At 74.7% G+C, this 12,907-nt stretch carries 12 protein-coding genes; 7 read left to right on the top strand and 5 right to left on the bottom strand.

Annotation, left to right across the window (positions count from 1 at the left end; translation table 11 throughout):
* The 3 genes from ACFU7Z_RS24545 to ACFU7Z_RS24555 form a co-directional block, all read left to right on the top strand.
* Positions 1 to 454: hypothetical protein (locus tag ACFU7Z_RS24545; protein WP_380779639.1), on the top strand; the 454-nt coding region annotated here is incomplete at its 5' end.
* Entirely contained in the window at positions 447 to 2,087 is a 1,641-nt protein-coding gene (locus ACFU7Z_RS24550) for a multicopper oxidase family protein (protein WP_380779641.1), read from the top strand. The genes ACFU7Z_RS24545 and ACFU7Z_RS24550, both read left to right, overlap by 8 nt.
* Positions 2,088 to 2,250: 163 nt before the next feature.
* Positions 2,251 to 3,888: an alkaline phosphatase D family protein gene (locus ACFU7Z_RS24555; protein ID WP_375874260.1), complete on the top strand. Its 1,638-nt coding sequence runs from the start codon at positions 2,251 to 2,253 to the stop codon at positions 3,886 to 3,888.
* A gap of 98 nt (positions 3,889 to 3,986) precedes the next feature.
* On the opposite strand, the gene ACFU7Z_RS24560 is transcribed toward ACFU7Z_RS24555, so the two are convergent.
* Positions 3,987 to 5,147 carry a DNA gyrase subunit B gene (locus ACFU7Z_RS24560; RefSeq protein ID WP_380779643.1) on the bottom strand — a complete coding sequence of 387 codons (1,161 nt, stop codon included), beginning with the start codon at positions 5,145 to 5,147 and terminating at the stop codon, positions 3,987 to 3,989.
* A 321-nt stretch (positions 5,148 to 5,468) separates the two neighbouring features.
* On the opposite strand from ACFU7Z_RS24560, the gene ACFU7Z_RS24565 reads away from it, so the two are divergent.
* Both ACFU7Z_RS24565 and ACFU7Z_RS24570 read left to right on the top strand, forming a co-directional pair.
* Entirely contained in the window at positions 5,469 to 5,948 is a 480-nt protein-coding gene (locus ACFU7Z_RS24565; protein WP_380779645.1) for a hypothetical protein, read from the top strand.
* Between the two features lie 149 nt (positions 5,949 to 6,097).
* On the top strand, positions 6,098 to 6,370 hold the full coding sequence (locus ACFU7Z_RS24570) for a hypothetical protein (RefSeq protein ID WP_380779647.1): 273 nt from the start codon (positions 6,098 to 6,100) through the stop codon (positions 6,368 to 6,370).
* A gap of 31 nt (positions 6,371 to 6,401) precedes the next feature.
* Here ACFU7Z_RS24570 and ACFU7Z_RS24575 read toward each other — a convergent pair whose 3' ends face one another.
* The 3 genes from ACFU7Z_RS24575 to ACFU7Z_RS24585 all read right to left on the bottom strand — a co-directional run bounded on the left by ACFU7Z_RS24575 (position 6,402) and on the right by ACFU7Z_RS24585 (position 9,679).
* On the bottom strand, positions 6,402 to 6,779 hold the full coding sequence (locus tag ACFU7Z_RS24575) for a nuclear transport factor 2 family protein (RefSeq protein WP_049660939.1): 378 nt from the start codon (positions 6,777 to 6,779) through the stop codon (positions 6,402 to 6,404).
* Between the two features lie 347 nt (positions 6,780 to 7,126).
* Positions 7,127 to 8,026, bottom strand: a complete 900-nt coding sequence (locus ACFU7Z_RS24580; RefSeq protein WP_380779649.1) for a hypothetical protein — start codon at positions 8,024 to 8,026, stop codon at positions 7,127 to 7,129.
* A 153-nt stretch (positions 8,027 to 8,179) separates the two neighbouring features.
* On the bottom strand, positions 8,180 to 9,679 hold the full coding sequence (locus ACFU7Z_RS24585; protein WP_380779654.1) for an alpha/beta hydrolase family protein: 1,500 nt from the start codon (positions 9,677 to 9,679) through the stop codon (positions 8,180 to 8,182).
* 392 nt (positions 9,680 to 10,071) lie between these two features.
* Here ACFU7Z_RS24585 and ACFU7Z_RS24590 point away from each other — a divergent pair, with 392 nt between their 5' ends.
* Positions 10,072 to 11,409 (top strand): sensor histidine kinase, encoded by a 1,338-nt coding sequence (locus ACFU7Z_RS24590; RefSeq protein ID WP_380779656.1) that lies wholly within the window; start codon positions 10,072 to 10,074, stop codon positions 11,407 to 11,409.
* Positions 11,406 to 12,068, top strand: coding sequence for a response regulator (locus ACFU7Z_RS24595; protein ID WP_380779658.1), 663 nt, complete (start codon positions 11,406 to 11,408; stop codon positions 12,066 to 12,068). Before ACFU7Z_RS24590 ends, ACFU7Z_RS24595 begins: the two co-directional genes overlap by 4 nt.
* Positions 12,069 to 12,307: 239 nt before the next feature.
* Here the strand turns inward: ACFU7Z_RS24595 and ACFU7Z_RS24600 are convergent, their stop codons facing one another.
* Positions 12,308 to 12,646, bottom strand: a complete 339-nt coding sequence (locus ACFU7Z_RS24600) for a hypothetical protein (protein ID WP_380779660.1) — start codon at positions 12,644 to 12,646, stop codon at positions 12,308 to 12,310.
* Between the last annotated feature and the right edge of the window lie 261 nt (positions 12,647 to 12,907).

Raw genomic sequence — 12,907 nt, forward strand, 5'->3', positions numbered from 1 at the left:
CGCCACAGGGGAGCGGACCGGGCCTCGGGCGGGGACCGACCCGGGGGAGCGGACCGGGCCCGCCGGACGGACCCTGCGCGCCGTGGCCGCCCTCCACACCGCCGCCGCCTTCGGCCAGCCCGTCTTCGCCGGCGTCTACCTCAGCGGCGACTACGACGCCCTGGGCTGGCACACCGTCGGCGCCAATGCCGTCACCGCCCTCGGCTACCTGCAGCTGGTCGCCGCCCTCGTGGTGTGGATCCGGCTGCGCCGCTCCTGGCCGGCGGCCGCCACCCTCGCCGCGGTCGCGGCCGAGACCGCGCAGTACGTCGCCGGAACGGAAGGCGCCCTGTGGCTGCACCTGCCGCTGGGCGTGGCGACCATCGCCGGCCTCGCCGTGCTCACCATCGCCCTGTGGCGCACCCCGCTGCCCCCGCGCCGGCCCCTCCGCCGGGAGGACGGCGACCGTGCCTGAACCCCACGTCAACCTGACGCGCCGTCAAATCCTCGGCATCGGCGGAGCGTTCGGCCTGCTCACCACCGCCTCGCTGGCCGGCGCCGCCGCCCTCGCCCGCCGCCCCGCCACCACCGGCGCCGAACTGCGCACCGCCGCCGCCCTGCCGCCCCCCTACCAGGTGCCGCTGCCGCTGCCCGCCGTCGCCAGGCCCGTCTCCACCGACGGCGGCACCGACCGCTACGAGATCGTCCAGCGCGAGACCAGCGCCGAGATCCTGCCCGGCCTGCGCACCCCGCTGTGGACGTACGGCGGCTCCTTCCCCGGCCCCACCATCGAGGCCCGCCGCGGCCGGCCCGTCACCGTCACCCACCGCAACGAACTGCCGGTGCCCACCGTCGTCCACCTGCACGGCGGCCGCACCCCCGCGGACTCCGACGGCTACCCCACCGACCTCGTCCTGCCCGCCGCCTGGCCCCAGGCCCCCCAGACCATGCCCGGCATGCCCGGCATGCCCGGCATGGACAGCGCGGGCGGCCACGGCGGCGGCACGGGCATGACCGACCCCCGCGCCGTCACCAGCCGCCTGCGACGCGACTACACCTTCCCCAACGACCAGCGCCCCACCCTGCTCTGGTACCACGACCACCGCATGGACTTCACCGCCCCCGCCCTCTGGCGCGGCCTCGCCGGCCTGCACATCGTGCGCGACGACGCCGAGGACGCCCTCGGCCTGCCCGCCGGCCCCCACGAGATCCCCCTGATGATCACCGACCGCGCCTTCACCGCCGACGGCGCCCTGACCTACCCCTCCCTCGACCCCGCCCTGCGCGACCGCCCCGGCGTCACCGAACCCCACCTCGCCGGCGTCCTCGGCGACGTCGTCCTCGTCAACGGCGCCCCCTGGCCCGTCCACGAGACCGACGCCGCCCGCCACCGCCTGCGCCTGCTCAACGCCTCCAACGCCCGCCACTACGAACTCGAAGCCCGCACCGAGGACGGCCGCCGCCTCGACCTCGTCCAGATCGGCGCCGACCAGGGCCTGCTCGCCGCCCCCGTCACCCACCGGAGCCTGCCCGTCGCCCCCGCCGAACGCTACGACCTCGTCGTCGACTTCGCCGCCGCCCCCGTCGGCTCCCTGGTCCGGATCGTCAACCGCCTCGGCACCGGCCGCACCCGCGACGTCATGGCCTTCCGCATCGCCCGCCCCGCCCCCGCCGACGACAGCCGCATCCCGCCCCGCCTCGCCACCGACCTGCCCGACTGGCGGCGCGAAGACGCCGTCCGCACACGGGACTTCGCCTTCCGCGCCGGCCGCACGAACGGCGGCCACGGCTGGCTCATCGGCGGCCGCCCCTTCGACCCCGCCCGCACCGACGTCACCGTCCCCCTCGGTGACACCGAGATCTGGCGCCTGATCGCCGACGTCCACCACCCCGTCCACCTCCACCTCGTGGGCTTCCGCATCCTCACCCGCGGCGGCAGAACCCCACTGCCCCACGACGCCGGCCTCAAGGACACCGTCTCGCTGCGCCCGGGGGAGTCCGCGGAGATCATCACCCGCTTCGACGGCTACCGCGGCCGCTACCTCTTCCACTGCCACAACGCCGAGCACGAGGACATGGGAATGATGGCCAACCTGGAAGTCGTCTGATCCCTTTCACCCCTGTTCGGGGGGATCCGCCGGAACTGCCGGACCTTCACGGCTCTCGCACCGGATGATCACTCTGCTGCCGGAATCCCGACCCCCGCCGTACGGGGCGGTCCACTCCAATTCCCTTCGCACACCCCCCGAGCAGCGAAAGGCCACCACCCCCATGACCCGCCCCGACGACCACCCCACGCCCGACCGGATGCTGCGCGAGGCCGCCTCCCGCCTGGACCGGCGCCGCTTCCTCACCGTCACCTCGGCCGCCGCCGCGCTCGCCTTCAGCGTCAACCTGCCCTCCGCGCACGCCGCCGACAACGAGATCGCCCCGCGCGCCATCGGCGACGATCCCTTTACCCTCGGCGTGGCCTCCGGCGACGCCACCTCCGACGCCGTCGTGCTCTGGACCCGCCTGGCCCCCCGCCCGCTGGAGCCCGGCGCCGGCCTGCCGCCCACCGGCTCCGTCCGGGTCGGCTGGGAGATCGCCCGCGACGAGAAGTTCCGCCGCGTCGAGCGCCGCGGCACCGCCCGCGCCCACGCCGAGTTCAACTACGCCGTCCACGTCGACGTCGACGGCCTCGACGCCGCCCGCACCTACTGGTACCGCTTCACCGTCGGCACCTGGGCCAGCCCCGTCGGACGCACCCGCACCGCCCCGCCGCGCGGCCGCAAGCTCGACAGCGCCCGCATCGCCTTCGTCTCCTGCCAGGCCTACGAGGACGGCTACTTCACCGCCTTCCGCCACCTCGCGGGCGAGGACCTGGACGCCGTCTTCCACGTCGGCGACTACATCTACGAGTACGGCATCGACGCCGCCGGCGGCGACCGCAAGTACACCGACCGCACCCTCGCCGCCCACTTCAACCACGAGACCACCACCCTCGAGGACTACCGGCTGCGCTACTCCCTCTACAAGAACGACCCCGACCTCCAGGCCGCCCACGCCGCCCACCCCTGGTACGTCACCTGGGACGACCACGAGGTCGAGAACAACTACGCCGCCGGCATCCCCGAGAAGAACCAGGACCCGGCCCCCTTCGTCGCCCGCCGCGCCGCCGCCTACCGCGCCTACTGGGAGAACCAGCCGCTGCGCATGCCCCAGCCCCGCGGCACCGAACTGACCCTCTACCGGCGCGTCCACTACGGCCAGCTGGCCCAGTTCGACATCCTCGACACCCGCCAGTACCGCGACGACCAGGCCAACGGCGACGGCTGGCAGTACCCCACCCCCGAGTCCGACGACCCCAAGCGCACCCTCATGGGCGCCACCCAGGAACGCTGGTTCGCCGACGGCCTGCGCCACTCCAAGGCCACCTGGAACGTCATCCCCCAGCAGGTCGTCTTCTCCCGCCGCAAGAACACCACCGCCGAGCGCTCCAAGCTCTCCATGGACGCCTGGGACGGCTACCCCGCCGCCCGCGAGCGCTTCCTGAAGGCCGTCGACCAGTCCGGTGTCAAGAACCTGGTGCTGCTCACCGGCGACGTCCACGTGGCCTACGCCCTGGACGTCAAGCGCGACTTCAACGACCCCAACTCCCGCACGGTGGGCGTGGAGTTCGTCGGCACCTCGATCAGCAGCGACGGCGACGGCGAGGAGAAGCCGTCCAACTGGGGCAACCTCATGGCGGCCAACCCGCACATGAAGTTCTACGACGGGCGCCGCGGCTACACCGTGCTCACCCTGGACCGCCACCGGGCCCGCGCCGACTACCGCGTCGTCTCCCACATCACCCGCCCCGGCGGCACCCTGTCCACCGCCGCCTCCTTCACCACCGAGGCCGGCAACCCGGGCATCCGCCCGGCCTGACAGGGGCCTTGGCCCCCCGGTCCCGCCGCCTTGAGGGAGGCGGCGGGGCCGGGTGCCGCTCAGGCGGCCGGGGGCCGTGCAGGCGGGCCGGGTGCTGCTCAGGCGCCCCGGACGAGGCGTTCGACGACGGCCGCGGCCTGCTGCGGGTGCTCCTCCAGCCAGGCGTCCAGGTGGCGTCGGACGGCCTCGGCGACGCAGGCGCGCACGGCGGTGTTGCCGAGCACGTCCAGAGTGGAGCCGTGGAACTCGGGCTCGTCGAGCTTCACCGACACGACCGCCGTCAGACCCGCCCAGGCCTGCCCGGCACTCAGGCCGGGTTCCGCCGGGGCCGGCCGGAGCCGCTTGCGCGCGTACGCGTCGAGCGCGGCCGCCACCCCGTCGCGGAAGCCGAGTTCATGGGTGCCGCCGCGCGGGGTGGGCCGGCTGTTGGCGAAGCTCCGGACCCGCTCCTCGCCGCCGGCGCGCCAGCGCAGGGCCACCTCCACCGTCCCCGCCATCCGCGGGTCCTCGCCCTCGAAGGCGAGGGTGCCCGTGGCGGCGGGCGCCGCGTCCCGGTTGTCGAGGAATGCGACGAAGTCCCGTACCCCGCCGGGGGAGTGGAACCGCTCGGACCTGGGCTCGCCGGGCCCGCGCCGGTCGGTCAGTGAGATGTCCAACTCGCGGTTGAGGAAGGCCAGTTCACGGAATCGGTCCGCCAGGTCGTCGAAGGAGAACTCCGTCGTCCCGAAGACCTCGGCATCCGGCCAGAAGGTGAGGACGGTCCCGCTGCCGGTCGCCGGGACCGCGTCGGTGAGCGGGGTGACGGCCGTGCCGCGCGCGTACTCCCGTTCCCAGCGCACCCCCTCGCGCCGCACCTCGGCCGTCATCCGGCCCGACAGGGCGTTGACGGCGGCCGGGCCCGCGGCCCAGTGCCCGAGCGCCAGGTCGCTGCGGCCGCGACCGGGCCCCGCTCCGGCGTTCAGACGGGTCAGCAGGGTGTCGAGGTCGGGCTCACCGGTGCCCTCCGCCCCGCGGACGGGGACGCCCGGGCCGTCGTCGGCGACGCGCACGCCACCGTCGGAGGTGAGGGTGATGTCGACGCGGCCGGCGCGCCCGGCCAGGACCTCCCTCACCGCCCGGTCGGCGACCTCGAACACCAGCTGGCGCAGGCCGCGCTCACCGGTCGAGCCGATGTACATCCCCGGCCGTTTCCGCACGGCTTCCAGGCCCTCCCACACCTGGATGCGGGCGGCCTCGTACCCGGTCTTCTCCTCGTTCACGATGTCCCCTCCGAAGGTGTCCGGCAGAGCTCCACAGCCTAGGCGAATTTCGGCATAACGCCAGGTCAGAGCCTGTTTGCCGAGGCCGCAGGCGGGCGTGTGAGCGCCTGCCCGCGGGCGCCCGCCGCAGGGGTCCCGGACGCCCGCCGGAGCGCGGCCCCGCCCCCGCCGGGGCCGCGTACGGGGCCGTTCCAAGCGCTCCCGAGGTCCCCTGATCCAAGTTTTTCGCGCCCTGTCCGCCGGGTGCGGGCGGCCGGGGGAGTTTCGACACCGATCGACTGATTTGGGATCACGGTTCGGCGACCTTCCGGCCCACCGGGGATGCTGATCAACATCCCGCAGCGCCTGAAGGTCAACAAGCTGCCGGAGCCGCTGCCCGGCGCACCCCGCCCGCCGGCGCACCCCGGCAAGCCGGTGTACCTGCGGCCCGCCATCGTCGGCCTGCTCGTCCCGGCGGTCCTGATCCCGCTGATCGTCGTCATGGCCAAGCGCGACCCCGAGTTCGCCAAGGCCGGCGACTGCATCCACAACAACAACCCGATCGCCGCCGCCCTGCCCGGCGTCGTCGACAGCAACCCCGACATCGACGTGGTCCCCTGCTCCGACCCGAAGGCCGAGGCCCGCGTCGTCGGCCGCGAGGACGACACCACCGACGGCGAGAACGCCTGCCGCAAGTACCCCACCGCCGACGGCTACTTCACCTCCAAGCACGGCAGCGACAAGTACACCCTCTGCCTGCAGAGCCTGGAGACCCCCAAGCAGCCGAAGCCGACCACCATCTTCGGCCCCGTCAACCCGTAGCGAGGCGCCGCCCCGGGTCCCTCGCCGTACTCGGCCGGCCGATCCTTCGCCGAACGGCCCGGCGCCGGGCCGTTCGCTGTCACCGGGGGCGGTGGGCAGGGGAGTCGGGGGTGTATGTTCGCACCCAGCCGTCCAGAAGGGCGAAGGCCATGGGGATCTCCACGCACGCGATGGTGCCGCCGCTCCTGGTGGCCGCACTGGTCCTGCTCGCCGTCAGACTGGCCCGACGGCACCGTGCCGGTGCGCCCGTAGCGCTGCTGCCACGGTCACGTCCGGCCCGCGCCGTCGCAGCGGCCGTCATCGCCCTGGTGATGCTCTCCGGAGCGCTGACCGGAGACCCCTGGTCGGCGGTCGTCCCCGCCCTCACGCTCGGCGGCCTGACCGGCGCCCTCGTGGACCTCCGCTACGGCTCCCCGCGCTGACGCCCGCCCACGGCGCTGCCCGGGCGGTCCGTCAGGAGGCGGACGGCTCGATCTCCCCGGCGAAGACGATGACCTGGTCGATGAGGCTCCGCCGCAGGTGGACGACGTCCGTTCCCGCCAGGCGGGGGCCTCCGTCCGGCGTGGTGAAGACCCACTGGTAGCGGGCCCACTCGCCGGGCATGTCCACCGCCGAGCAGCGCGTCATCGTGCCGGTTCCCGCCGGGTGGCGCCGGATGTCCAGCACGAACTGCTCGACCGCCGCGATTCCCTCGCTGCGGCCCAACGGCCCCCAGAAGACCACGTCCGAGGTCAGGGCCTGGGAGAGCAGGGCCGTCACATAGGTGTCGTCCGAGGCGTTGAACGCGGAGATGAACGTGTCGATCGCGGAGCGTGCCGTCTCTTCCTGCATACCCCAGTAATACCAGCCGCTGCGCGTACGGATCAGGAAGAGGGCGAGCACCAAGGACGGCAGCACCCACGCGGTACCCCGTGCCGCCCGGGCTTCCGCCCTCGATCCGCACGCCGCCGCCCCGGTGTCGAAACCGGGGTGGCGCTGGACCCAGTGGGTGACCAACCGGCTTTCCGCGGAGGACTCGGCGGTCCGTCCCGTGATGGGACCGCATGCGCCGCACGCCCACCGGAACCGCGCCACCGGGCTCCCCGTCCGCGCAAATCCCCGGTGGGGAGCGGTACATGGCCTCCAGGGTGTTCGCCGAGGGGTTCCGGCACGGGGCGGAGCGGCACACGCCTCCGGGCTCAGCGGCAGGTGGCAAGGCCGCCCGGGTGCGGGCCGGCCGCCCGGGCGGCCCGCAGCGCCGCCCTGGCACGGGCCGCGCCGGGGCGGGTGGCCGCCTCGCCGCCGCCGACCGCGACGGGTCGGGGGGCGAGGCCCGCGCAGGGGCCGCAGATGCCGGGTTCGGGCACCGGGTCGTGGCACGCCGCGCACTCGGCGTACCGAAGTGCCCCGGTCCGTACGGTGCTTGGGGCGGGCGGCAGCTTGTGCTCCAGGCGGTGGCGGAGGACGGCGACCGCCGAGTGCATCGGGGCGGGCAGGCCCGGCAGCAGGGCCTGGGCGAGGTCGGCGGCGGTGCTGCCGCGTTCCAGCCACCGGGCGACCAGGGGAGCGAGTGCGCGGGCTTCGGCCTCGCCCAGGCGCAGGCGCGGTTCGGGGCGGATCACCCGGAACAGCGTGGCGACCGCCTCGCGGAGCTGCTCGTCGGACTGCCCGTCCGCCCGCCCGTCGGGCGGTTCGGAGGGCGATTCGGCGGGGAGGGTGGGTTCTTGGTGCCGGTCCTTTGAAAGGGTGTCAGCGCGGCCGGTGCTCGCTCCACCGGGGACCGGGCGGGTGGTACTCGGCGCTGCGGCCCGAGGGACGTCGTAGACGTGGGTCTCGGTGATGATCGTGCCGTCGGGCAGGCGGATCTTCTCGACCCGGTAGTACCCGGCGTCGGCCAGCTCCTTCAGGGCCCTGCGGACCGCGCCGCGCCCCTGGGGGCTGGTGTCGGCCATGTGCCGGCCGTCCTCGCGCCAGCCGTCGGGCCGGGAGAGGAGGTCCGCGAGCAGGCCCCGGGCGGTGTAGGAGAGCCGTCGGTACTGGAGTACGGCGTTGGGCAGCACGGTGAAGTCGCGCACGGGGGCGCTACGATGGACGCGCATCGGGAGTGTTGGCTCCTGTTGCCGGACCCCGGGGTGTTAGCGCACCGCCGGGGTCGCCTGTTTTCGGTTGGATTACGGAACGTACCACAACGGTCACGCACAGAACGGGCGTTCGCGACAACTGCCCTGATGGGGGCGTTCCGTCACCCGGCGTCAGCCGGGGGTGCCCGGGCGGTGGACGCTGAGGTCGCCGTAGGAGCGCAGGGCGCCGGCCGGGTCGCCGGGCTTGTCCCGCAGGACGGCGTCCAGGAAGGCGAGGGTGGCCGCGGCGACGGTGCGCGGGCCCCCGGTGCGGCCCAGGGTGCCGACGAGCGAGGGCACCGGCGGCAGGTACAGGGGGCCGTCCATGAAGGTGAGGTGGGCGGCGCCGGGGACGGTGAGCCGGTAGCTCGGCGCGGTGCTGGAGTCGAGCGCCTCGGTGAGGCGGGGCAGGTAGCGCGGGTCGCTGTCCGGGGTGATGGCCTGGGTGAGCGCGAGCGTCGGCCGGTCGAGGGCGGGCGCGGTGGGGCCGTGGGGGTAGCCGTCCAGGTCGACGACGGCGGCGAAGCGGCGGTCCTGCCGGGCCGCCTGCAGGGCGGCGGCGCCGCCCATGGAGTGGCCGGTCACCGCGACCCGGCCGGTGTCCAGGCGTCCGGTCAGCGGGTCGGCGATCCCGCCGCGCTCCAGGGCGTCCAGCTGGGTGAGGACGAAGCCGAGGTCGCCGGCCCGGACGGCCGTCCAGCCGGCCGCCAGCTCGTCGTCCTTGTCCCGGTCGCCGCTGGAGGCGGTCGCGGTGCCGATCGTCCGGCCGTCGGCGAGGACGACGGCGGCGGAGTCGTACGGGTGGTCGAGGGCGGCCACCACGTAGCCGTGGCTGGCCAGTTCCTCCGCCCACGCGGTGTTCTGGGTGCGCACCCCGCCCGACCCGGGGGAGAACAGCACGACCGGGAACCGCTCGCCGCCGCCGGCCACCGGGGCGTCGAAGACCGAACGGCTGCGGGCGCGCGGGACACCGTCGACCAGGAAGCCCGGCAGGCCGACGCCCCGGGCGAGGGCCCCGGAGACGGTGCGCGCCTCCTGCGCGGTGCGTCCGAGGTACTGGGCCCGCTGCGCACCCGCGGGGATCTTCCCCGCGGGGTACCAGAGTTGGACCACGACGGTGCGCAGGTCGTTCGGGTCGGCGGTGAAGGTCTCGGGGCGGTGCGGGTCGGTCCACTGCACCACGCGGGTGCCGACCGCGAAGCCGCCCGACGGCTCGGGGAACACCGGTACGGGAAAGGCCCAGGCGGCCACCGGGCCCGTGGCGATCAGGCCGACGCAGGCCGCCGACCCCGGCAGCGCCAGCCACCAGCGGGCCCGCCACGCCGGCCGTCCGGTACGGCGGCGCAGCGGTCGCAGCAGGGGAGCGAGGGCGAACGGCGAGGCGAGGGCGGCTCCGGCCAGGACCGGCAGGAGCTGCCAGCGGATGCCCGCCGCGCCCAGCGCGATCGCGCACGGCACGAGGACCGCCCCCGCCGCGATCGTGGCGCGCGGGCGGGCGGCGGGGGGCAGCCAGCGGGCCGTCACCAGCGCGAGGGCGGCCAGCAGGGCGAGGATTTCCAGGGGGGACATGGGCAGTCCCGGGATGATCTCGGTCACCTGGCCATGCTCGGCGCCGGGCGCGCGCCGCCGCATCGGCCACCGGTCGCCGCCGCGTGCCACCGGGGGAGCGGTCCGCGGCGGTCCGCGTACGACCGCGGTGGCAGCCGGGCAGGCCGGAGCGGCGGGCGCGCTGCGACCACGGGAGGTGGCGGGACTCCTCCTGCGGTCGTATGCCGGCGCGGGGCGATCAGACGGTGGGATCATGCGCCGCGCGGGGCCGGCGGCCTACCGTGACAGGGCCGCGGTACGTGCCGGGGCGGCGGCACGCACCCGGGGCCGCGCAGGCGTACGGTCCCCGTGCCCGACGTGCCCGACGTGCCCGACGTGCCCGACATGCCCGACATGCCGGACGTGCCGGACGTGCCGGACGTGCCGGACGTGCCGGACCCGGGGCCGCCTTGACGCCGAATCGACAGGGACGTGCGATGACCGAGGCGGCCGCCGAACCCGGCCACGCCCACCGGAACCAGGCGCCGGTGCGCGTCCGCGTGCGGGCCCGGTGGGCGAGGACGGCCGCACGGCTGACCGGCTACGCCGACCTCGCCTGCGCACGAGCCGCACGAGCCGCACGAGCCGCGCGACCGCTGAGAGCCGCCGCGCGCTGGCGCTCCCGGCTGCCGCCCACCGCGTGGGACGCCCTGCTGGCGACGCTCCTGCTCCTCAACGTCGCGACCACCCGCGCACCGCACGAGCTGCCGGTGGCTACGGCCCTCACCGCCGCCCTCACCCTGCCCCTGCTGTGGCGGCGCCGGGCCCCGCGCACGGTGTTCGCCGCCGTGGCGGCCGCGGCCCTCGTCCAATGGCTGGCGGGCGTCCAACTGCCCGCCGACGTCGCCCTGTTGGTGGCCCTCTACACGGTGGCAGCGAACTCGGGCCGGCGCGGCACGCTCGTCGCCGGCGCCGCCGTGGAGGCCGGGGCCCTGCTGGCCTGCCTGCGCTGGTCGACGGACGGCGCGTTCCTGACCCCCTTCGTCGCGGTCACCGCGCTGGCCGTCGCCGCCGCCGTCCTCGGCGTGAACGTGCGCACCACGCGCGCCTACCTCGCCGCCCTGGAGGAGCGGGCCGCACGCCTGGAACACGAACAGGAACAGCAGGCGCGACTGGCCGCCGCCGAGGAACGGGCGCGCATCACCCGGGAGATGCACGACATCGTCACCCACAACCTGTCCGTCATGGTCGCGCTCACCGACGCCGCCGTCTACGCCCAGCACCGGTCGCCCGACAAGGCCACCACCGCGATGCTCCAGATCTCCGAGACCGGCCGGCAGGCCCTGACCGACATGCGCCGCTCGCTGGGCGTCCTGCGCACCGACGAACCGGACGCGCGGCGCCACCCGCTGCCCGGCATCGCCCAACTGGCCGCCCTCGCCGACCAGATGGGCGCCGCCGGGCTGCCCACCGGCCTCGACGTCCACGGCGGCCACGCCCACATCCCCGCCACCGCCCAACTCACCGTCTACCGCCTGGTACAGGAAGCCTTGACCAACACCCTCAAGCACACACCCGCCGGCACCCGCGCGACGGTCCGGATCCACTGCGCGGCCGCGACCGTCACCGTGGACGTCACCGACACCGGCCCCCACCCGCCCCAGCCCGCCACCGCCACCGCTGCCGTCGTCGTACCGCCCGGCCACGGCATCCCCGGCATGCGCGAACGCTCGGCCGCCTACGGGGGCACACTGCACGCCGGACCGCTTCCCGACGACGGCTGGCGGGTCCACACCCGCCTCCACCTCGACAGCGCCGGAGCGCCGCCCGCATGACGATCCGCATCCTGATCGCCGACGACGAAGCACTCCTCCGGATGGCCTTCAGCACCGTCCTGGAAGCCCAGCCCGACATGGCACCGGTCGGCGAAGCCGCCGACGGCGCCCAGGCCGTACGCCTCGCCCGCGAACTGCGCCCCGACGTCGTCCTCATGGACGTCCGGATGCCCGGAACCGACGGCATCGAGGCGACCGGGCAGCTCATCGCGGCCTCCCCGCAGAGCAGAGTGCTCATCCTCACCACCTTCGACCTGGACGAGTACGCCTTCGCCGGACTCAACGCCGGAGCCTCCGGCTTCCTGCTGAAGAACGCCCGCCCCGAGGAACTCCTCACCGCGATCCGCAACGTCGCCGCGGGCGACGCCGTGCTCTCCCCGCGGATCACCCGCCGCCTCCTGGACAACCTCCGCCCGCACATCCCCGACGGCCGCAACCCCGACCACGACGAGCGACTGAACCGGCTCAGCACCCGCGAACGCGAGGTACTCGTCCAGGTCGGCCGCGGCCTGTCCAACACCGAGATCGCCGCCACCCTGCACCTCGCGGAGGCCACCGTGAAGTCCCACCTGGGCCGCATCCTCCACAAGCTCGAACTCCGCGACCGCATCCAAGCCGTGGTCCTCGCCTACGAAACCCGCCTCATCCACCCGACATGACCCGCCCCCCGGTTGCCGGGCCGCGCCCCTGGCAGTGGGGCCGGCTGGAGGCGTGCGGCGCGGACACCGAGCCGCTCCGGGCGGTGTCCACCACCCCGCAGGACCGGCACGCGACTCCCTGGGGCAACCCGTACGGCACCTGCCGCCGGGGTCCGGTAGGAAATCGACTCAGGAACCGCGCCGGCGTCGGCTGCGCCGCGACTGCCGCGGCCCGACAGGGTCCACGGCCAGGGCCTGGCCTACCGCGACGAGCCGTCGAAGCGTTCGAAACCCGTCTCCATGTCACCGCGGAACGTCAGTGCGTCAAGGCCGATGCCGAGTGCGCCGAGCAGGATCCCCAGTGCCGCGTCGGCGTCCGGCTCGGACCGGCTCACCCACACGAACGTGCTCGGTTCGACCCCGCCTTCGAGCCGGCTGAGCGCGAAGTCCACGCGCTGGATGCGGAACATGGCGACATCGACGGCTCCCAGATCTTCCCAGCTGCGTTCGACTGTCAGCCGCAGGCGGGCCGCCAGTGCCTCCAGCGGCGGCTTCAGCCCTGCCACAAGCCGGAACGAGGCGGCCGCGTACTCCCACATGCCCTCTTGGAAGGCGGGGTTCTTCCCGGTGTAGTACGGGGGGCTCGGCGCCGGTTGCCAGTCCGGCTCCGGCCCTGGTACCTCGAACCCGGCCACAATCCCGCCTTCCGTCTGAACACCTCTTCGAGCGTCACGGTATCCGAAGAGGAACGCGCCAGGGGTGCGGGCGCCGAGCTCCTTGACGGCCAGGGCCGGGCCGGCGGCGTACTCCTCGGGGAGGTGTCATCCGCCGCGCGCAGGAAGTCGGCCCGGCCGACTTCC

The sequence above is a fragment of the Kitasatospora sp. NPDC057518 genome (assembly GCF_042802075.1).
GTDB lineage: Bacteria > Actinomycetota > Actinomycetes > Streptomycetales > Streptomycetaceae > Kitasatospora.